Here is a 21,600-nt window from a genome sequence, read left to right as displayed (position 1 = left end):
TCGCTTGGGAATCTTCTTGCCGCAGAGCGCAACCACCATCACAGCCTGAAAGCCTGCTTGCAGCTGACTTGCCAACCACTCGATACGCCGCCAAGCCGCCACACGACAGTGCATCGCTCATCGGGTTTACACAGGATTTACACTGCCCCTTGCGATGCCGAGATCGGCGCATGGTCGAACGCAGTAACCGGACAACCACCGGTTTTGCAGAGGAGTTTCGATCATGCGTGCGCGTAATGCCCTACTTACGGTAGTGGTCGCCGGGCTGGCCTTGGTAGGCCAGCAAACCGTCCAGGCTTCAGACCGCAATGCGGCGATTGCCGGGTTGGCGGTCGGTGCCGTGGTCGGCGGCGCTATCGCCAGCCAGCATAGTCGGTCGGTACAGGTCTATGCGCCACCGCCGGCGTATTACCCGCCGCCCCAGGTGGTCTACTACCCGCCGCCAGCGGCTTACTATCCACCACCGGTTTACTACCAACCGCAACCGATCTATTACCAGCCACGGCCGGTCTACTATCGACCTGCCCCGGTGTATTCCCGCCCGTACTACGGGCCACGCTATGAACGCTGGCAGGGCCGCGACGGCGGCCGCTGGTAATCCACACAAGCCCCGCCACGGCGGGGCTTCTCTTTGCTGGTGACGGGCTCATGTGCCACATCGCCACGCACCTTTCCCTTTAACACCCACCTATTTTCAGGAAGCCGTACATGTTCAAGACCACGCTGTGTGCCCTGCTGGTAGTCAGCTCATTCTCGGTAATGGCCGACACCACGGTCGATGTCTCGAAGATTTACGGCAAGATAAAATTCGTCGACAGCTTTCCCGACTACAAGGTGAAAGTGGTGGACGCGTTCCCGGACCTGAAGGTGAAGAAGGTCGACGCCTTCCCTGATTCGGCTGGGAAGTGGAAGACAGTCGACAGCTTCCCCGATTACAAAATACAGATCGTCGACTCCTTTCCCGACTTCACCATCAAGTACGTGGACGCCTTTCCCGGCGTGAACTGAGGCGGGTCGCTCCCAAGCCACGCACATGAGCCCATCGGACTCGATAACAAGCCCCGCTCTGGCGGGGTTTGTCGTTTTCGGAACCAGAGGTTTCATCGACTCACACAGAAACACAGGCTCCACTTTGGAACTATGGCGTTTGGCCAGCAAACCGCAGTATGGTCGACCTATTCTTCAAGGACGAAACCATGGCAGCCAAACCCACCCTCCCTCGCCAGCAGAAACACCTCGCCGTATTGATCGACGCCGACAACGCCTCCGCCGCCATTGTCGAAGGCCTGTTCGAGGAAATCGCCAAGTACGGCATCGCCAGCGTCAAACGCATCTACGGTGACTGGACCGGCCCGCAACTGGGCGGCTGGAAGAAGGTGTTGCTCGACTACTCCATCCAACCGATGCAGCAGTTCGCCTACACCACCGGCAAGAACGCCACCGACAGCACACTGATCATCGACGCGATGGACCTGCTCTACACCCGCCGCTTCGACGGCTTTTGCCTGGTTTCCAGCGACAGCGACTTCACCCGCCTGGCAGCGCGCCTGCGTGAAGAGGGTTTGGAGGTGATTGGTTTTGGTGAACAGAAGACGCCGAAGCCGTTCGTATCCGCCTGCGACAAGTTCATCTATACCGAGCTACTGCGTGCCGATGCCGAATCGCACAGCGTGGATGCACCAAGCACGGTGGCGCCTGTTACGTCACAGGCGCCCGCCGTTATCACCGAGGCCAAACCCGTTACGCAGCCTGCTGTGGCCAAAGTGAAACCACAGAAAGTGCCAGTCGACTTCATCGCCAAGGTAATCGACGACAACTCGGATGAAGATGGTTGGTGCCACCTCGGCGCTCTCGGCACCAATATCAGCAAACTGCGCTCGGACTTCGACTCACGCCTATACGGCCACAAGAAACTCAGCGACCTGATCAAAGCACAGAAAGCGCGCTTTGAATTGCAGGAGCGCGGCGCCACTGCCACGGGCGGCAAATCGCTGTATGCGCGCAATCGTAAGTCGAGCAAGTAGCCTTGGGGATGGAAGCGTTAGTGCGCAGGCTCATTACTGAAGGTGGCTGGCAGCATGGTTTCGCCCTGCTGGGCGACTCACTTGGCTCTGATCGTTCCCACGCTCCGCGTGGGCATGCAGCTACAGACGCTCTGCGTCTGCGGGACGCAGAGCGTCCCCGGATGAGTTCCCACGCAGAGCGTGGGAACTATCGAACACACCCCGACATACGGGTCTCGCTACGCTCGACTTCCTTCCCTCCGGTGCCGCTCCGGGGCCGGCTTACAAGGGCCATCCCTGGCCCTTTAAGCCTCTCGCCGCATCCATGCGGCTCGCCCCCTACACAACACCTCCGCTCGGCCTACTGACGGGGGAGTTTGCGCGCATGAAGGTTTTGCGTTTCAGGCAGCCTGGAGTTGTTTATGGACCTCGCCGTAGGGCGGGTGAAAGCTGCGGAGCAAGCCCACGCGGGCTCCACCCGCCCTACTCACTTGATCGTTCCCACGCTCCGCGTGGGCATGCAGCTACAGACGCTCTGCGTCTGCGGGACGCGGAGCGTCCCCGGATGAGTTCCCACGCAGAGCGTGGGAACCATCTAAAAGAGATGAAATCGATGTTAGCCGAAGTTTCGTTAGGCTCCATTGGTGGACAAGCGAAACGTTGTCCATCCTAAGGATGCTCAAGCCTTTATCCACCCAGCCCTGCCATAACAAGCATATTTATAAATCAACCAACCAAGGAGGATCCCACATGCAGTATTTTTCTACCGACTTTCCACTGCGTCGTGGAATTAAAAAGGAAGACCTATTAGGGGAGTGCTTGAACTGGATCACAGATTCCCCTCATACATCTATCTCTCAAGAAGAAGCATCAGCACTGAACGGCAAAAGAGAATTTCAATTCAAAAAGGGAACCGAGAACCTAGAATACAACTCAGCGCACGACAATGATTGCGAGATAATTTCTTTTCGATACACAAAAACCGACAACCAACTCCATTGGATAACAACAATCAGCTTCCTCCTCATGGAGGCTAGTCAAGAAGTTTGGACCAACGTAAAATCCACATGCGAATCAAAGGACGCTTTCACTAATCTACCCACTGTTAAAAAGCCAGTCATAGCAATCCGCCTAATAGATAGATTTGGCGGAGGAATAGATGATGAGCTCTATGTAAATCATAACCCATTCATCCTTAGCGATGACGAAAGTGGATACCAACAAGCAACTCACCTTATTACCGGACAAGGCTCAAACAGATTACCTATTGTATATGTTAGCTGCGGTTACAATGGACGCCACGCTCTAATCCCTGGGCGTTTAGCTAGAAAATTGTCAGGCCTTGCCCACGTTCTTGTAGAACCCTCTCGAAGCTTCTCGGTAAAAATCAGATCAAGATCCTCGTCCAGAAATGTCTACGGGGGAGTCGTAGGTGTATATTGGCCAAATAATCAGGGTATTACACTGCATAGATATGACCGCTTATGGGGCTCTGTAAAAGAATTCGAAGAAGAAATTTATTCTCAAATAAGCAGCATTCTGTCCAAGCGCATGCCTTTAATGAAATGCACTTGGGAAGCAGTGAAAGACATAAAAAACAGAGCATCAATTGAAAAACTAAAAGCAGGAGAAACAACAACAAATGAACTAGTGGAGCTCTACGACAACGAAATACGCCAAAAGGAATACGAACTAGCAAAGGTCCGCAGTGAAGTACTTAGACTAGAAGCGACAGTCCGTTCTCTACAAGCCAAAAGCCCAGTACAAGGCGGCATTACAATCAAGACCGGAGATGAGGACGACTATTTTCCTAATGAAATATCTGAGATAGTCCTAGACGCTATCAAAGACTACTCGAGCCGTGTAAAGCAAGGAAGCAGACGTCAGCACGTAATAACCTCGATACTTGATAACAATGCACCCGAGAGAACAGCCGATGGGATTTCCAGAACCATAAAAGAAGCCTTGCGCGGCTATCGAGAAATGACCCAAAAAGTAAGATCAGCACTTGAAAGCTGCGGATTCGAGATAGATGCAGACTCTCGTCACTGGAAAATAACTTACCAAGGGGACGAGCGTTATACTTACATCCTACCTAAATCAGGAAGTGACAACAGAGGCGGACTAAATGCCGTATCAGACATTTGCGGATTAATTCTATAGCTCTCGCCCTGTAAGATAAATTTTCTTTATGAAAGAGGACCCGAAATTACGGGCCCTCTTGTCACCATGCACTCACCCAGCAGATTCACGCCACCGCTATATCCTGCTTCTTAGCAGCCTTGGCCTTCTGATACTCCCTCGCCGCCTCATGAAACGCCTGCAGCAGCGCGTTGTAATCCGCCTTCTCCCAATACCGATATTCCGGGTGCCACTGCACGCCAACAGCAAAGGCCTTCGCGCCAATCACACTGACCGCTTCGATCTGCCCATCCTCAGCCACGGCCTCGACCTGCAGGCCTTCGCCTAGGCGGTCGATGCCTTGCCCGTGCAGGGAGTTGACCCGTAGTTCGCGATCACCGAGCAGTTGATGCAGTACGCCGCCTTCGGTGAGGGTGACGCCGTGCATGGGGCCGTAGGCCACGTCGTCCGGAACGTCCTTGACCTCGCGGTGGTCGAGGCGGCCGGGGACTTTGTGCACTTCGCGGTGCAGGGTGCCGCCGTACAGTACGTTCAGTTCCTGCACGCCGCGGCAGATGCCGAGGAAGGGAATGCCGCGCTCGATGCAGGCGCGCATCAGGCGCAGTACGGTGGCGTCGCGGGGTTTGTCGGCGAGGCCGAGGCCGGGGTGGTCGTCGCCGTAGAAGCTCGGGTGGACGTTGGAAAGCGAGCCGCCAAACATGATGCCGGAGACGCTGTCGAGCACGGTTTCCATGTCCAGCTCATCGGCGAACGCCGGGATCATCAGGGGGAAGGCATCGAAGCCGGTGACAGCGCTGATGTACTTCTCACCCACCAGGTGAAACCAGCCGATGTCGCGATCGGTCAGCTGCCAGCGACACAGGGGAAGGCCAATCATGGGTTTGCTCATTGCAAGGAGTCCTCTTCATAGTCAGTTGAAGTGGGCTGCCCTTGGGAGAGCGGGCTTACGAATCACGCTAACCGTGAACTCGCTCGCCCAAGGGGTGCCGTAACCTGTGGTCACTGCACCAATGCCGCGCCCGCGCGGCTGGTTGTACGGAGTAACGCTGTTGCTTGTGTAGGAGCTGGCGGGGATGTCCAGGCCATGCCCTCGATAAAGACCAATGCCACTATCGCGGGCCTGGCCCGCACCTACAAGATAATTGCACCGCTGTATGCATCAAAAAAGGGGGCTGATCCTGCGATCAGCCCCCTTGGGGTGTTACTTAACCGTTACTCGGGAAGGCGAACTGCGCCGCCTCGTGGCTGGCACGCTGCGGCCAGCGCTGGGTAATGGCTTTGCGGCGGGTGTAGAAACGCACACCGTCCGGGCCGTAGGCATGCAGGTCACCGAACAGCGAGCGTTTCCAGCCGCCGAAGCTGTGGTAGCTCACCGGCACCGGCAGCGGCACGTTGACGCCGACCATGCCGACCTCGATCTCGTCGCAGAACAGGCGCGCCGCTTCACCGTCACGGGTGAAGATGCAGGTGCCGTTGCCGTACTCGTGATCGTTGATCAGTTGCATGGCCTCTTCCAGGCTGGCAACCCGCACGATGCACAGCACCGGGCCGAAGATCTCGTCGGTGTAGATGCTCATCTCGTTGGTGACCTTGTCGAACAGCGTGCCGCCGACGAAGTAGCCATTCTCGTTGCCGGCGACGCTGTAACCACGGCCATCGACCAGCAGCTCGGCACCAGCAGCAACGCCTGCGTCGATGTAGCCGACCACTTTGTCACGCGCGGCGGCGGTGACCAGCGGGCCCATGTCCAGGCCGCACTGAGTGCCGGCACCGATCTTCAGGGCTTTGATCTGCGGAGTGATTTTTTCGACCAGGGCATCGGCAATCTGATCACCGACGCATACGGCGACGGAGATGGCCATGCAGCGCTCACCGCAGGAACCGTAGGCCGCGCCCATCAGCGCGTTGACGGCATTGTTGAGGTCGGCGTCGGGCATCAGCACGGCGTGGTTCTTCGCGCCGCCCAGGGCCTGTACGCGCTTACCGCGTTTGGTGCCTTCGCTGTAGATGTATTCGGCGATCGGCGTCGAGCCGACGAAGCTCAGGGCCTTCACTTCCGGCGCTTCGATCAGCGCGTCGACCGCTTCCTTGTCACCGTGCACCACGCTCATGACGCCCTTGGGCAGGCCGGCTTCGAGCAGCAGCTCGGCGATCAGCAGGGTCGAGCTGGGGTCACGCTCGGATGGCTTGAGGATGAAGCAGTTGCCGCAGACGATGGCCAGCGGATACATCCACAGCGGCACCATGGCCGGGAAGTTGAACGGGGTGATACCGGCGACCACGCCCAGCGGCTGGAAGTCGCTCCAGGCGTCGATGTTCGGGCCGACGTTGCGGCTGTACTCGCCCTTGAGGATTTCCGGGGCGGCGCAGGCGAATTCGACGTTCTCGATGCCGCGCTTGAGCTCACCGGCAGCGTCTTCGAGGGTCTTGCCGTGTTCCTGGCTGATCAGCTCGGCGATGCGTGCTTCGTTCTGCTCCAGCAGTTGCTTGAAGCGGAACATCACCTGGGCGCGCTTGGCGGCCGGAGTGTTGCGCCAGGCCGGGAAAGCGGCCTTGGCCACGTCGATGGCCTGCTGCACGGTAGCACGGTCGGCCAGGGCAACCTTGCCGGTGACGGCACCGGTAGACGGGTTGAAGACGTCAGTGGTGCGGCCGTTGCCGGCAATGCGCTCGCCGTTGATCAGGTGCGGGATAGTGCTCATTGTCATCTCTCTTGAAAGGCTGTGTTCGTGTGGGCCTTGGGAGGGTTGCTCCCTTCACCTCTCCCTCCTCCGAGGGAAGAGGGGCAGGCCGTTCGTTGTTCGATTCTGGTGTCGCCGGGGTTGTAGGAGGGAGGCGCTTCATCCATCCACCGTTCGGAACCGAGGCGGATGAATAGAGCGTCTGCTCCCAATGTTCTCAGTCGATTTTGCCGAGGGTCTCGCCAACGGCGTCGAACAGGCGGTCCAGCTCTTCGGGCTTGGTGTTGAAGGTTGGCCCAAACTGCAGGCAGTCGCCGCCAAAGCGTACGTAGAAGCCAGCCTTCCACAGTTGCATGCCGGCCTCGAACGGACGGATCGACGGGTCACCATCACGCGGCGCCAGTTGCAGCGCACCGGCCAGACCGCAGTTACGGATGTCGAGAATGTGCTGGGCGCCCTTCAGACCGTGGATCGCGCTTTCGAAATGCGGGATCAGGTCAGCGGCTTGCTGCACCAGGTTTTCCTTCTCCATCAGCTCCAGGGTGGCCAGGCCAGCGGCGCAGGCAACCGGGTGGCCGGAGTAGGTGTAACCGTGGGTGAACTCGATCATGTGCTCGGGCGTGGCCTGCTGCATGAAGGTGTTGTAGATCTCGCTGGAGGCGATGACCGCGCCGAGCGGGATGGCACCGTTGGTGATCTGCTTGGCGGTGTTCATGATGTCCGGGGTGACGCCGAAGTATTCCGCGCCGCTCCACGTGCCCATGCGGCCGAAGGCGGTGATCACTTCGTCGAAGATCAGCAGGATGTTGTGCTGCGTACAGATTTCACGCAGGCGCTGCAGGTAGCCAACCGGCGGCACGATGACACCGGCCGAACCGGACATCGGCTCAACGATCACCGCGGCAATGTTGGAGGCGTCATGCAGCTCGATCAGCTTGAGCAGTTCGTTGGCCAGCTCCACGCCACCGGTCTCCGCCATGCCCTTGGTGAAGGCCAGGTGCGGTTGCAGGGTGTGTGGCAGGTGGTCGGCGTCCATCAGTTGGCCGTACATCTTGCGGTTGCCACCGATGCCGCCCAGGGCGGTGCCGGCGATGTTCACGCCATGGTAGGCACGCGCCCGGCCGATGAACTTGGTCTTGGCCGGCTGGCCTTTCAGGCGCCAGTAGGCCTTGGCCATTTTCACCGAGGTGTCGGCGCACTCGGAGCCGGAACCGGTGAAGAACACGTGGTTGAGGTCGCCTGGCAACAGGTTGGCGACTTTCTCGGCCAATTGGAAGGACAGGGCATGGCCATACTGGAAGCCTGGCGAGTAATCGAGGGTGCCGAGCTGCTTGGCCACGGCCTCCTGGATTTCCTTGCGCGAGTGACCGGCGCCGCAGGTCCACAGACCAGAGAGGCTGTCGAACACGCGACGGCCCTGGTCGTCGACGAGGATGTTGCCTTCGGCCGCGACGATCAGGCGCGGGTCGCGCTTGAAGTTACGGTTGGCGGAGAACGGCATCCAGTGCGCATCCAGCTTGAGCTGGCTGGCCAGAGAAGGGGTGGTGGTCTGCGGCATGTTCATGGCGGCACTCGCGAGCAGGGGCTTGTCAGGAAACAGCGCGGGGTAAACCCACGCCGTGGTTGCAGTGAAAGGTGCCACGGGCATAAAGTCACTAAAACCCAAATCTTCCTATCTTCAGTTTAAAGATAACTAAACAATGAGCACGCGTCGTTCCGAACCTCTGGCCCAGGTCAGTGACTTTGAAATCCGCCTGCTGCGGCTGTTCCGCAGCGTGGTCGAGTGTGGCGGCTTTTCCGCTGCGGAAACCGTGCTGGGCATTGGCCGCTCGGCCATCAGCCAACAGATGAGCGACCTGGAGCAACGCCTGGGATTACGCCTGTGCCAGCGCGGGCGTGCCGGCTTCGCGCTGACCGAGGAAGGTCGCGAGGTCTATCGCTCGACCCTGCAATTGTTCGGCGCCCTGGAAAGCTTTCGCGGTGAGGTCAACGGCCTGCACCAGCAACTGCGTGGCGAGCTGCATATCGGCCTCACCGACAACCTGGTTACCGTGCCGCACATGCGCATCACCCATGCGTTGGCGCGGCTCAAGGAACGCGGCCCGGAGGTGCGCATCCAGATCCGCATGATTCCGCCGAGCGAAGTGGAACAAGGTGTGCTCGACGGCAGCCTGCACGTTGGCGTAGTGCCGCAGAGCCATGCGCTGTCGGGGCTGGAGTATCAGACGCTGTACGAGGAGCGCTCGCAGCTGTACTGCGCCGTCGGCCACCCGCTGTTCTATGTGGACGACCGCCAACTGCCGGATGAGCGCCTGAACGCCCAGGACGCCATCGCCCCGACCTTTCGCCTGCCGCCGGAAATCCAGGCGCTGTACCAACCCCTCCATTGCACCGCCAGCGCCTCGGACCGTGAAGGCATGGCCTTCCTTATTCTGACGGGGCGTTTCATCGGCTACCTGCCGGACCACTACGCCCAACAGTGGGTGCAGCAAGGGCGCCTGCGCGTGCTCAAGCCAAACCAGCGCTTTTATGACCTGAACATGGCAGCGGTGACGCGCAAAGGGCGTCGCCCGCAGCTGATTCTGGAGAGTTTTCTCGAAGCGCTGGAAGCCACCAACACATAGGCTGGAACGCACGTGCCACTAGACCATCGGCCTCTAACAGCTGGGTTCGGGGCCGAGAAAGAATCCGATGAAAAGACGGTTTTCTGACGTTCGCGGCAGAAACGAACTCAATCACTCAATTTCATACACGTTTTTGACACCCAAGGCTTGTTTCGTGACCCGCCGTGGGGTATCTGTTCGCAATTGACCACTGCCTTGTATGGAAACATTTGATGCCCGCTGCGACTCCTCTCCTCCAATCGAATACCGGGAAACCGGCCGGACGCATTCGTCAGAAGAATGAGAAGGCGATCATCGCCGCTGCCGAGGAGCAGTTCGCTCGTCATGGTTACAAGGGCACCAGCATGAACACCATCGCCCAGGCGGTGGGGCTGCCCAAGGCCAATCTGCACTACTACTTCAATAACAAGCAGGGGCTGTACGTAGCGGTGATGGCCAGCATCCTTGAGCAATGGGACGGTTCGTTCAGCCACCTCACGGCCAAGGATGATCCGGCCACCGCGCTGGGCGGATACATCCGCGCCAAGATCGAGTTCTCGCGTACCCGTCCGCTGGCATCACGTATCTTCGCCATGGAAGTGATCAGCGGCGGGGAATACCTGAGCGGCCATTTCAATCAGGATTACCGCGACTGGTTTCGGGGCCGCGCGGCCGTGTTCCAGAGCTGGATCGACGCCGGCAAGATGGACCCGATCGACCCGATGCACCTGATCTTCCTGCTGTGGAGCAGCACCCAGCACTACGCCGACTTCGCCAGCCAGATCTGCCGCCTGACCGGCAAGAGCAGCCTGCGCAAGGCCGACTTCGAGGAAGCCGCCGACAACCTCGAACGCATTATCCTCAAAGGCTGCGGGCTGACGCCTCCAGTGCTCGGCTGAGCCTCGACCTCAGCCCAATGCGCACCCGCCCGACACACCCTGCGCATCGCCACCTAGCGCTGCAACCAGGGCGCCTGCGCCAGCAACACTGCACAGCGCTGCTGAAGGAACTCACGCAATAACAGCACCGGCTTGCTCAGCTGAGCCCGGTGCGCGCAAATCAGGTTGAGCGGCGTTGCCTCGCCGGCATAGGACGCCAGCGCCAGCTCCAGACGCCCAGCCTGCACGTCCGCCGCCACATCCAGCCAGGACTTGTAGGTAATCCCCTGCCCGGCCAGCGCCCAGCGGCGCACCACATCGGCATCATCGCTGATCCGGTTTCCGGCCACCGTGACGGTGTGTTTACGCCCGAAAGCCCAGCGGTCATGCACGCGCCCGCCCAGCATGTACAACAGGCAGTTGTGCCGCACGAGCTCATCCGGCTGCTGCGGTTTTCCGTGACGAGCGAAATACTCGGGCGTGGCGCACAAGACACGGCGATTGCCCGGCGCAACCGGTAGCGCCACCAGGGTGGAATCTTCCGGCTCACCATAGCGCAGGGCGATATCGACCGGCTGGCGGAACAGATCGGTCACCCGGTCACTGAGCAACACACGCAGGTTGAGCTGCGGGTGTTCCGCCTGGAAGGCATCGAGCCAGGGCAACAACACATTACGCCCAAAGTCGGAGGGCGCCGATAGCTGCAGAACACCACTGATGGTCGCCTTGCCCCCTGCCAGCACCTGTTTTCCATCGGCAAGGCTCTGCAAGGCTGCACCAGCATGCACGAGGAACTGCTCGCCCTCGGCAGTCAACCGCAAGCTACGCGTGGAGCGCACGAACAAACGGGTTTCCAACTGCTGCTCCAACCGCTTGAGCGCGGCGCTGGCCACCGCAGGCGAGCAATTCAACTCCCGCGCAGCGGCCGACAGGCTGCCCAGCGCTGCGGTACGTACAAACAGAGCAAGGTCATCCAGGCGAAGCATGGGGTCTCTACTTTCAACCATTTATTGAAAGAGACTCTACTTGCCGATGGTTTTTCTCGCCAGACGAATAAACGACCATGGCATCACTGTCAGAGCCTGTTCACGATCTCCTGAAGTAGAGCCAGACAAGGGCTAGGCGCCCCCGCGAAAATGACTGAGGAACGGACGGGGCCCGCACTCGGGTTTATTCCGACCGGGGGCGATCCAGGACATTTCGCCGTTTGGCTGACAGTCAGGCGATCGTGAACAGGTTCTTAAAGCCCCCTGTAGGCGAGAGCCGACTACGCTGGTGTTTCGCCTTTCTGATTCTGTGTCCTGCCCGGAGACCCGCATGAAAGCCATTGCCTATTACCAATCCCTGCCCATCGACCATGCCGAAGCCCTGCTGGATGTCGAACTGGCAGAACCAACCCCTGGCCCACACGATCTGTTGGTCGAAGTGCACGCCATCTCGGTCAACCCGGTGGATACCAAGATTCGCCGCAATGTCGCCCCCGCAGGCGGTGAGGCCAAGGTGCTGGGCTGGGACGTGGCCGGTGTCGTCAAGGCCGTAGGCGACGAGGTGCGGCAATTCCGTCCCGGTGACCGGGTGTTCTATGCCGGCGCACTCGACCGTCCTGGCGCCAACAGCCAATTGCACGTGGTCGACGAGCGCCTGGTCGGGCGCATGCCCGGCTCCCTGGATTTCGCCCGCGCCGCCGCCCTGCCACTGACTGCCATCACCGCCTGGGAGCTGCTGTTCGAGCGCTTGCAGGTGAATGAAACCAACCGCCGCGACGCCCAGAGTGATTCGCCACAGAGCCTGCTGATTGTTGGAGCAGCCGGCGGTGTCGGGTCGATTCTCGTGCAACTGGCCCGCCAGCTCACCGGGCTGACCGTGATTGGCACCGCCTCCCGCGCCGAAACCCGTGACTGGGTCCGCGAGCTGGGCGCACACCATGTGATCGACCACAGCCAGCCACTGGCCGATGAGCTCAAACGCCTGGGCATCGATCAGGTGACACACGTCGCCAGCCTGACCCATACCGACCAGCACTACGACCAGTTGATCGAGGTGCTCGCGCCACAGGGCAAGCTGGCGCTGATCGACGATCCCGCCCAACTCGACGTGGTCAAGCTCAAGCGCAAGAGCCTGTCGCTGCATTGGGAGTTCATGTACACCCGCTCGCTCTACCAGACCGCAGACATGAACGAGCAGCACCGCCTGCTCAACCGGGTCAGCCAACTGATCGACGATGGCGTGCTGAAAACCACTGTGGCCGAGCACTTCGGCACGATCAACGCCAGCAACCTGCGCCGCGCCCATGCCCTGCTGGAGAGCGGCAAATCGCGCGGCAAGATCGTTCTTGAAGGTTTCTGAGCCCTCGCGTCCGGCCTGGTAACGGGCGCTCCGACGAAGGGCCGGCAGAGCGTGCAGCAGTGGCTAGACTCAACAGGGGCGCCAGGCCATTCCCGTGGTCGGCGCCCAGCCACTCGCACCACCAGGGGGGCAAGGAATGCGCCAGGTACTGTTCTCACGGCCCATGCGTCTGGCCGGCGCCTATATCGTCTTCAGCATCCTGTGGATCGTCCTCAGCGACCGCATTCTCCTGCTGTTCACCCTTGATCCGCATACCCTGGCCAACGGCCAGACCTACAAGGGTGTGCTGTTCGTCATTGCCAGCAGCCTGCTGATACTGGCCATCGCCCGCCGCGACCAGCGAGCCCAGCGCCAGCTCGAGGAGGCCCTGCAGCAGCGCACGGCCCAATTGCAACAAACCCAACGTGAAGCCGGTCTGGCGACCTGGCGCTTCGACGGCGACGTCCACTGTTCCGCCGAAGCTCTGGCCCTGCTCGAACAGCCCGCCGCCAACCCCACCTGCAGCATCGATGAACTGCTCGCCCGGTTTTATCCGGCCGACCGCAATGCCCTGCAACGCGCGCTGAACAACCTGCTGAACGATGGCTACCCCTTGCGCGTCAATGCCCGCCTCAACCGCGCCCACAACGAGCCCTCGCTATGGCTGATGCTGCGGGCCTCGCGCCAAGCGGATGGGCAGATACAAGGCACCTTGCAGAACATCAGCACACAGAAACGCGACGAGCAGGCCCTGCGCGAAAGCGAGCAGCGTTTCCGCCAGCTGTTCGAGCAAACGCCTCGCATCGCCGTACAAGGCTACGACCGCGAACGGCGGGTGATTTTCTGGAACCAGGCCAGCAGCCAGCTCTATGGCTACAGCGTCGCCGAAGCCATGGGCCGACGCCTGGAAGAGCTAATCGTGCCACCGGCACAACGTGCGCAGGTGATTCGCGATATCGACACCTGGATGATCGGCGGACGCACCATCCCAGCCTCGGAGCTGACCCTGCAGCACCGTGACGGCCAGGAGGTGAATGTCTATTCCAGCCACCTGCTGCTGCGTAACAGCCGCAACCAGATGGAGCTGTATTGCGTCGACATCGACCTCAGCCAGCAACAACGCGCCCACCGCGAGCTGGAGGCCAGCGAGGCGCGCTATCGCGAGTTGGTCGAACACCTGCACGAGGCCATCTTCCTTACCGATAGCGATGGGCGGCTGACCCTGCTCAACCCGACGTGGGAAGCCATCACCGGGTTCAGTATTAGGGAAAGCCTGGGCCGCCCCCTGCTGGACTTCATCGAGGACAACCAGCAACGCCAGGTCGGCCGCACGATCACCCGGATACTCAGTGCTCAGGGCAATAGCTGGAAGGGGGAAACCCGCCTGCGCGAAAGCGATGGCCAGTGCCGCTGGATCACCTTGCGCCTGGACGCCGGAACACAACCCGGCCAAGGCATCCGCGGCAGTTTCAGCGACATCCACGAACGCAAGCAGACCCAGGCCCTGCAGGAAGCACGCAACGCCGTGCTCGACCAATTGCTCGCGCAACAACCCCTGCAGCGTACCCTGGATGACATGGCGCAACGCCTGGAACGCCTGAACCCCGAGTTGGTGGTATCGATCATGCTGCTGGAACAGGGCAACCTGCACCTGGTCGCCGGCCCGAGCCTGCCAAGCCTCTACAGCCGCGCCCTCGAGTCCATACCTGTGCAGGAAGGCCTCGGCAGTTGCGGGCACGCCGCGGCCACCGGCGAACTGGTGGTGGCGGAAGACCTGCAGACCCATCCCTTCTGGGCTGATTACCGGGAGCTGACCGCACAAGCCGGGCTGCATGCCTGCTGGTCTCTGCCGTTCAAGGGCGACCAGGGTGAAGTGCTGGGCACGTTCGCCATCTATTACCGCCATGTCGCCCACCCGGCGCCCGACGATGTCGTGCTGGTGACCGAATTCACCCGCCTGGCCGGCCTGGCCGTGCGTCAGCATCAGCGTGAGGGCGAACGCCTGCAGAGTGAACTGCGCTTTCGTGCGACCTTCGAACAGGCCGCCGTGGGCATCGCCCATCTGGCACCCGATGGGCACTGGCTGCGGGTCAACCAGCGCCTGTGCCGGATGTTCGGCTACAACCGCGACGAGTTGCTGGGGCTGACCTTCCAGGAGCTCACCTACGCCGAAGACCTCGACAGCGACCTGGAGCACCTGCACCGCCTGCTGTCCGGCGAGGTCACCAGCTACAGCCTGGAGAAGCGCTATCGCCGCCATGACGACAGCCTGTTCTGGGCCAACCTCAGTGCCACCCTGGTACGCCACACCAATGGCGAACCCAACTACCTGATTGCCGTGGTCGAAGACATCAGCGTGCGCAAGCAGCAGGAACAGGCTCTGCACCAGGCGGCCACGGTCTTCGCCAGTACCCAGGAAGCGGTGGCGATCATCGACGCGCGTGGACGCATCATCACCAGCAACCCAGCCTTCAGCGCCATCACCGGGCTCACTGCGCAACAGGCCATCGGCCGCCGTCTGCCACTGCGCACCGGCAACGGTCTGGAACGCACGCGCTACCGCAGCCTGTGGCGCAAGGTCGAGGAAAGTGGTCACTGGCAGGGTGAACTGAGTGGCACCCGGCAGGACGGCTCGCCCTTCCCCTTCTGGCTGACCATCAGCCGGGTGCGCGATGGCGACCCGCAACAACCGCAGTACGTGCTGACCTTCACCGATCTCAGCCAGCACCGCGACAGCCAGGAGCGACTCGCCCACCTGGTGCACTACGACACCCTCACCGACCTGCCTAACCGATTGCTGGCCAACGAACGTCTGGGCCACGCCTTGGAGCATGCCCAACGGCATAACGAACGGGTCGCGGCGCTGGTGTTCGACCTCGACCACTTCAAGACCATCAACGAAAGCCTCGGCCACAAGGTCGGTGATGAGTTGCTGATCGCAGTCGCTCGCCGTCTGCAACAGCGCTTGCGCAACGAGGACACCCTGGCGCGCCTGAGCAGCGACGAATTCCTCGTGGTATTGGAAAACCTGCAACACCCCGAAGAAGCCGCAACCATCGCCCGGACCCTGCTCGAACTGCTGGAGCGCCCGGTGCAACTGAGCAATGGCCGCGAGGCCTACCTGGGCGCCAGCATCGGCATCAGCCTCTACCCGAATGATGGCGACAGCGGCGAAGCCCTGTTGCGCAATGCCGATGCCGCCCTGCACCAGGCCAAGCAGGAAGGCCGCAACACGTACCGGTTCTATACCGAAAGCCTCACCCACCAGGCCCACAACCGCCTGACCCTGGTCAACCAACTGCGCCAGGCGCTCAAGCGCAACGAGTTCATCCTGCACTACCAGCCCCTGCTGGAAAGCCACAGCGGCCAGCCCGTAGGCGTCGAAGCGCTGCTACGTTGGAACACCGAACATGGCATGGTGCCGCCCGCTACCTTCATTCCACTGGCCGAGGAAACTGGGCTGATCGTCCCCATTGGCACCTGGGTGCTTCGCGAGGCCTGTCGGCAGATGCAGTTCTGGCGTCAGCAGGGCGTGACTCTAACGACCCTCGCGGTCAACCTGTCGCCCCGCCAGTTCCGTCAGGCCGATCTGCTCAAGCAGGTACGCGAAGCCCTGCACGACAGTGGTCTGCCTGCGCACTACCTAGAACTGGAGCTCACCGAAGGGGCGTTGATGGAAAACGTCGAGCAAGCCAGGGCCACGCTCAATGCCCTGAAAAGCCTGGGCATCCGCCTGGCCATCGACGATTTTGGCACCGGTTACTCGTCACTCGCCTACCTGCGGCGCTTCCCGCTGGACAAGCTGAAGATCGATCAGAGCTTCATGCAGGGCGTCCCCGAGGACCAGGGCAATCTGCAGATCGTCTCCACCATCATCGGCCTGGCGCGCAACCTCAAACTGCATGCCCTGGCCGAGGGTGTGGAAACCGTCGAACAGCTACAGGCCTTGCGCCAGCTGGGCTGCGATCAGTGCCAGGGGTATCTGTTCAGCCGCCCCCTGAGCGCCATCCAGTTGCTCAACTGGCTACGCAACGACCACCAGTCGGTGGGTTGACCGGGATCAGCATCACACTGGAGCACAGGTCTACACTGGAGCTTCCCCCGTGATCGTCCGGAGCCTGCGATGAACATCCTCGTCCATTCCATCACCACCGCACAGGGCACGCTCTGGAAGGTGCAACTCGATCAACACGGCGTCACCTTCCGCAGCGAAGCCGAAGCCAGAGCCTTCGTCACCACCCTGGAAGACCGCCTGCGAGCACCGCACCCGCTACCGGAACAGCGACGAGCGGGCTAGGGGCTTGGACGCCTCGCTTCACCTCAGTGAGCCACGTGGAAATATATTTCCAACCCAGCCCTTCGAAATGGCCTCTTTGAGGCAATGGCAGGCATTGCAACTGGTGGGCTGAAGCCCACCCTACAAAGTCTGAATCTCACGTAGGGTGGGCTTCAGCCCACCAATTGGCGCGTCATAAAACGCAAAAGGCGAACGTTTGCAACTGCCTCGATCCGGTCATCTATATCGAAACGTCAACAGCTCCAGGTAGCCACACGTTCAGTAATCCAGCGATGACTTGGCTGCAAACCGTGACGTATAGAGCGCCAGCAATACCGTGCCGATGCCGCACAGGAAGATGACCAGCGCCATGGGCCGCGCGCTGCCATCGTGCAGCACACCAACCAGAGAGGACGCGCCAGCGGCCACGCAAAACTGCAACGAGCCGATCAAGGCAGAGGCACTGCCCGCATGCGCGCCCTGCCCGGCCATGGCACAGGCCGTGGCATTCGGCAGGATGCACGAGAGGCTGGCCATGCAGATGAACAGCGGAATCAGCAACGGCCACAATTCCGGCAACTGCAGGCTGGCGACGCCCAGCATGCCCGCTGCCGCCAGCAGATAGAGCCATACGCCGCGCTTGAGCCAGTAGTGAGGCCCACGATGACGCAGCAGCCAACCATTGAGTTGGGCGCAGAGGATGAAGCCTGCGGCGTTCATGCCGAACAGCCAGCCATAGTGCTCCGGCGAAACGCCATAGAGGTTGATGAACACGAACGGCGAACCGGAGATGTAGGCGAACATCCCCGCCATGGCGATGCCGCCTGTCAGGCCATGGCCGATCAACTGTCGGTCCCCCAGCAGCTCGACATAACGCTTCAGCGCGCCACTCAGCGGCAAGTGCGGCGTGCTCTGATCCATCGTCTCCGGCAGCCACATGAAGACGCCAAGCAGGCACAGGCCGCTGAACACCATCAGGGCATAGAAGATCGACTGCCAGCCGAACGCTGCCAGCAGAAGGCCGCCGCCCAACGGCGCGAGAATCGGTGCCACGCCCATCACCAGCATCAGCTTGGAAAACACCTTGGCCGAGGCCAGCGGATCGCACAGGTCACGCACCACCGCGCGGGAAATCACCATGCCGGCACAGCCACCCAGCGCCTGCACGAAGCGCATGGCGATCAAGGCATCCAGGCTCTGCACCAGCGCACAACCCAGCGACGCCAGCGTGAACAGCAATACTCCCGCCAGCAGGGGTTTGCGACGGCCATAACGGTCCGCCAAGGGTCCGTAGATCAACTGGCCGAAGGCGATACCCACGAAGTAGGACGCCAGCGACAGCTGCACATGTTCGACATCGGTGGAGAAGACGTCCGCCAGTGTGGGGAAGCTCGGCAGGTAGAAATCGATGGCCATGGGGCCGAATGCGCTGAGCGCACCCAGGATGAGCAGAATGCGTAATTTCATCGTTGTTCCAAAGCAGCCACCGGGCACGTGCGACCGGCGTAAGACAACAGCGCCGCCCCGAGTTCCAGGCGGCGCCAAACAAGTCATTCACTGCTGGCGGGAGGGTTTTTTGCGACGTGCATCCAGCTTGTCGGCCAGTGATTCGACCAGCAAGTAGAACATCGGGATGACGAACGTCGCCAGCAATGTGGCCGCTAGCATACCGCCAATTACCCCGGTACCGATGGAATGACGGCTCGCCGAGCCTGCTCCGGTGCTGATTGCCAAGGGCACGCAACCGAGGATGAAGGCCAACGAAGTCATCACGATGGGGCGGAAGCGAAGACGCGCCGCTTCATACGCCGACTCGAAGATCCCCATGCCCTGCTGCCGGCACAGCACGGCGAACTCGACGATAAGAATGGCGTTCTTCGCCGCCAGGCCAATCAGGGTGATCAGGCCAACCTGGAAGTACACGTCATTCTGAATGCCGCGCAGCCACACCGCGAGAATCGCCCCGAACACCGCGAACGGCACCGCGGTGACCACCGCAATGGGTAAGGTCCAGCGCTCGTACTGCGCGGCGAGAATCAGGAACACCATGATCAGGCCGAAGACGAACGCGGTGCTGCCCGAACCCTGGGTTGCCAGCTCCTGATAGGCCGAGCCGATCCAGCCGAGGGTGTAGTCCTTGCCGAGCACTTCGTCGGCAACCTCCTGCATCGCCTCCAACGCCTGCCCGGAGCTGTAGCCCGGAGCCGGGCCGCCGAGCACCTTGGCCGCGGGATAGACGTTGAAGCGCGCATAGGTGTCCGGGCCGAGAATGCGCCGCACCTTGATCAACGAGGTCAGCGGCACCAGGTCACTGGTACTGGAGCGGACATAGACCTGCGACAGATCCTCCGGCTTACGGCGGAACTCCGACTCCGACTGCAGGCTGACCTGCCAGGTACGTCCATACAGCGTGAAGTCGTTGACGTAGTAGCTGCCGAAAGTCGACTGCATGGCCGTGAATACATCGCTGATGGACACACCCAGCGCGCGTGCCTTGGTGCGGTCCAGGTCGATGTAGTACTGCGGCACGCTGGCATTGAAGGTGCTCTGCACACCGGCCAGTTCCGGGCGTTTGGATGCCGCACCGATGAATGTCTGAACCTTCTCGGAAAGCTGCTCGACCGAACCGCCGACACGGTCCTGGATGTAACCTTCGAAGCCGCCCGTGGTGCTCATGCCAGTAATCGGTGGCGGATTGAAGGACATCACCACGCCATCCTTCTCGCTCATGCCCATGCCCATGAATTCGCGGGTCAGGTTGCGGGCATCGAGTTCGCTGGTTGTGCGCTCGGACCAGTCCTTGAGCGGCACGAAGGAAACCCCGGCATTGGTGCGGTTACCGAAGGTCAGCACATCGAAGCCGGCAAAGGTCACCACATCCTGCACGGCCGGATGTTTCATCATCTGATGGGTGAAATCGTTGGTCAGCGCATCGGTACGGGTGACCGACGCGGCCGGCGGCAGGAAGTAGGCGTTGATCACATAGCCCTGGTCCTCATCGGGCACCAGCGAACCCGGCACCCGGGCGAACAGCACCATGATCAGGGCAATCATGCCGCCAAACAGCAGCAGGCCGATCAGCGAGCGACGCAGGAAGAAACTCACTCCCGCGCTGTAGCCTGCCGTGACCTTGTCGAAGAAACGGTTGAACACCCGAAACGGCGCAATCGGCTCGCTGTGACCGGGCTTGAGCAGCAAGGCACACAAGGCCGGTGACAGGGTCAGCGCGACGATGCCCGAAATCACCACCGACACGGCAATGGTGATGGCGAACTGTTTATACATCTCCCCCGCCAGACCACCGAGAAAGCCCACCGGCACAAATACCGCACACAGCACCAGCACGATGGCGACGATAGGCCCGGTCACCTCCTCCATGGCCTTGATCGATGCCTCACGCGGGCCAAGTTTTTCCGTACGCATGACCCGCTCGACGTTCTCGATCACCACGATGGCATCGTCCACCACGATGCCGATGGCCAATACCAGGCCGAACAAGGTCAACAGGTTGATGGAAAAACCCAGCACATACATACCGGCGAAGGTGCCGATCAGCGACACCGGAATGGCCAGCACGGGGATCAGCGTGGCGCGCCAGTTCTGCAGGAAGATGAACACCACCAGCACCACCAGCAGCAGCGCCTCGAAGAAGGTCTTGATTACCTCCTCGATGGAGATCTGCACGAACTTGGTGGTGTCGTAGGGAATCTTGTAGGTGATGCCTTGGGGAAAGCGCTCGGACAGGCGCTTCATTGCCGTCTGTACCGATTCGGCCGTATCCAGGGCATTGGCGCCGGGCTGCAGGTAGATGCCGAACGCGGCGTTCTGCTGGCCGTTGAGCGAGGTGATCAGCGAATAATCCTGAGCGCCCAGCTCGATCCGCGCGACATCCTTGAGCAGCAGGCTGGCGCCGGTTTCATCGCTACGCAGGATGACGCTCTCGAATTCCTTGGGGTCCTTGAAGCGCCCTTGGGTCGTAACGGTGTAGGTAAAGTCCTGTTCAACCTGCAAAGGCTGCTGGCCGAAGCTGCCCGCGGCGAACTGCGAGTTCTGTTCGCGAATGGCATTGACCACATCGGTGGGGGTCAGGTCGTACTGCGCCAGTTTGTCCGGGCGCAGCCAGATGCGCATGGAATAGTCCTTGGAACCGAACTGGTTGACCGCCCCGACGCCGGGCAGGCGCTTGAGCTCATCGATCACGTTGATCAGCGCGTAGTTGGAGATGAACACCGGGTCCTGGCTGTTATCCGGCGAATACAGGGTGACCACCTGGAGAATGTCGGATGATTTCTTCTCCACCTTGACGCCTTGGCGGCGCACTTCCTCGGGCAGCTTGGCCAGTGCTGCCTGCACCCGGTTGTTGACGTCGATGGTGGCCTGGTCCGGGTCGCGCCCCACCTCGAAGTACACCGACAGGCTCATCGCCCCACTGGCCGCCGAGTTAGACAGCTGGTAGATCATGCCCTCGACGCCGTTGATCTGCTGCTCCAGCGGCGCGGCCACGGTCTCGGCAATGACCTGGGCGCTGGCACCGGGATAGCTGGCCGACACCGACACCTGCGGCGGCAGAATCTGCGGGTACTGGGCAATCGACAATGCACGCATGGCAGCAAGGCCGGCGAGCACGATGACAATCGAGATAACGGCGGCGAACACCGGCCGGTCGATGAAGAATTTCGAGATCACAGGCCG

The 21,600-nt window shown here is 60.9% G+C and carries 15 protein-coding genes; 9 read left to right on the top strand and 6 right to left on the bottom strand.

What is annotated here, in order from left to right; translation table 11 throughout:
• The first annotated feature begins 223 nt into the window (after positions 1-223).
• From ACWPW0_RS05025 to ACWPW0_RS05010, 4 genes are all read left to right on the top strand, one after another.
• Positions 224-598, top strand: a complete 375-nt coding sequence (locus tag ACWPW0_RS05025; RefSeq protein WP_447589584.1) for a hypothetical protein — start codon at positions 224-226, stop codon at positions 596-598.
• A gap of 110 nt (positions 599-708) precedes the next feature.
• Positions 709-1,008 carry a hypothetical protein gene (locus tag ACWPW0_RS05020; RefSeq protein ID WP_447589582.1) on the top strand — a complete coding sequence of 100 codons (300 nt, stop codon included), beginning with the start codon at positions 709-711 and terminating at the stop codon, positions 1,006-1,008.
• Positions 1,009-1,196: 188 nt separating this feature from the next.
• Positions 1,197-2,024, top strand: coding sequence for an NYN domain-containing protein (locus ACWPW0_RS05015; protein ID WP_454254619.1), 828 nt, complete (start codon positions 1,197-1,199; stop codon positions 2,022-2,024).
• 729 nt (positions 2,025-2,753) lie between these two features.
• Positions 2,754-4,166, top strand: a complete 1,413-nt coding sequence (locus tag ACWPW0_RS05010) for a hypothetical protein (protein ID WP_454254618.1) — start codon at positions 2,754-2,756, stop codon at positions 4,164-4,166.
• A gap of 85 nt (positions 4,167-4,251) precedes the next feature.
• Here the strand turns inward: ACWPW0_RS05010 and ACWPW0_RS05005 are convergent, their stop codons facing one another.
• From ACWPW0_RS05005 to ACWPW0_RS04995, 3 genes are all read right to left on the bottom strand, one after another.
• The gene (locus ACWPW0_RS05005) at positions 4,252-5,022 is read right to left on the bottom strand and encodes a gamma-glutamyl-gamma-aminobutyrate hydrolase family protein (RefSeq protein ID WP_454254617.1); all 771 of its coding nucleotides are present in this window, start codon (positions 5,020-5,022) and stop codon (positions 4,252-4,254) included.
• Positions 5,023-5,350: 328 nt separating this feature from the next.
• Entirely contained in the window at positions 5,351-6,847 is a 1,497-nt protein-coding gene (locus tag ACWPW0_RS05000) for a CoA-acylating methylmalonate-semialdehyde dehydrogenase (RefSeq protein ID WP_454254616.1), read from the bottom strand.
• 196 nt (positions 6,848-7,043) lie between these two features.
• Positions 7,044-8,390, bottom strand: a complete 1,347-nt coding sequence (locus ACWPW0_RS04995; protein ID WP_454254615.1) for an aminotransferase class III-fold pyridoxal phosphate-dependent enzyme — start codon at positions 8,388-8,390, stop codon at positions 7,044-7,046.
• Positions 8,391-8,526: 136 nt separating this feature from the next.
• Here ACWPW0_RS04995 and ACWPW0_RS04990 point away from each other — a divergent pair, with 136 nt between their 5' ends.
• Together ACWPW0_RS04990 and ACWPW0_RS04985 are read left to right on the top strand one after the other, a co-directional pair.
• Positions 8,527-9,450 (top strand): LysR family transcriptional regulator, encoded by a 924-nt coding sequence (locus tag ACWPW0_RS04990; protein ID WP_447589573.1) that lies wholly within the window; start codon positions 8,527-8,529, stop codon positions 9,448-9,450.
• Between the two features lie 212 nt (positions 9,451-9,662).
• Positions 9,663-10,328, top strand: a complete 666-nt coding sequence (locus ACWPW0_RS04985; RefSeq protein ID WP_454254614.1) for a TetR/AcrR family transcriptional regulator — start codon at positions 9,663-9,665, stop codon at positions 10,326-10,328.
• Positions 10,329-10,381: 53 nt separating this feature from the next.
• Here the strand turns inward: ACWPW0_RS04985 and ACWPW0_RS04980 are convergent, their stop codons facing one another.
• Positions 10,382-11,293 (bottom strand): LysR family transcriptional regulator, encoded by a 912-nt coding sequence (locus ACWPW0_RS04980; protein ID WP_454254613.1) that lies wholly within the window; start codon positions 11,291-11,293, stop codon positions 10,382-10,384.
• Positions 11,294-11,624: 331 nt separating this feature from the next.
• Between ACWPW0_RS04980 and ACWPW0_RS04975 the strand changes: the two genes are divergently transcribed.
• The 3 genes from ACWPW0_RS04975 (at position 11,625) to ACWPW0_RS04965 (ending at position 16,929) form a co-directional block, all read left to right on the top strand.
• The gene (locus tag ACWPW0_RS04975; protein WP_454254612.1) at positions 11,625-12,653 is read left to right on the top strand and encodes a zinc-binding alcohol dehydrogenase family protein; all 1,029 of its coding nucleotides are present in this window, start codon (positions 11,625-11,627) and stop codon (positions 12,651-12,653) included.
• A gap of 136 nt (positions 12,654-12,789) precedes the next feature.
• Positions 12,790-16,686, top strand: coding sequence for a PAS domain S-box protein (locus ACWPW0_RS04970; protein WP_454254611.1), 3,897 nt, complete (start codon positions 12,790-12,792; stop codon positions 16,684-16,686).
• Between the two features lie 69 nt (positions 16,687-16,755).
• Complete coding sequence (locus ACWPW0_RS04965) at positions 16,756-16,929, top strand: hypothetical protein (RefSeq protein WP_447589563.1); 174 nt, start codon at positions 16,756-16,758, stop codon at positions 16,927-16,929.
• Positions 16,930-17,187: 258 nt separating this feature from the next.
• Here the strand turns inward: ACWPW0_RS04965 and ACWPW0_RS04960 are convergent, their stop codons facing one another.
• A complete protein-coding gene (locus tag ACWPW0_RS04960) occupies positions 17,188-18,375 on the bottom strand; it encodes a Bcr/CflA family multidrug efflux MFS transporter (RefSeq protein WP_454254610.1) in 1,188 nt (395 codons plus the stop codon).
• An 87-nt stretch (positions 18,376-18,462) separates the two neighbouring features.
• Entirely contained in the window at positions 18,463-21,594 is a 3,132-nt protein-coding gene (locus tag ACWPW0_RS04955) for an efflux RND transporter permease subunit (protein ID WP_454254609.1), read from the bottom strand.
• Positions 21,595-21,600 lie beyond the last annotated feature (6 nt).

The sequence above is a fragment of the Pseudomonas sp. Marseille-Q8238 genome (assembly GCF_965111915.1).
This window is presented reverse-complemented; position numbering and strand designations above follow the sequence as displayed.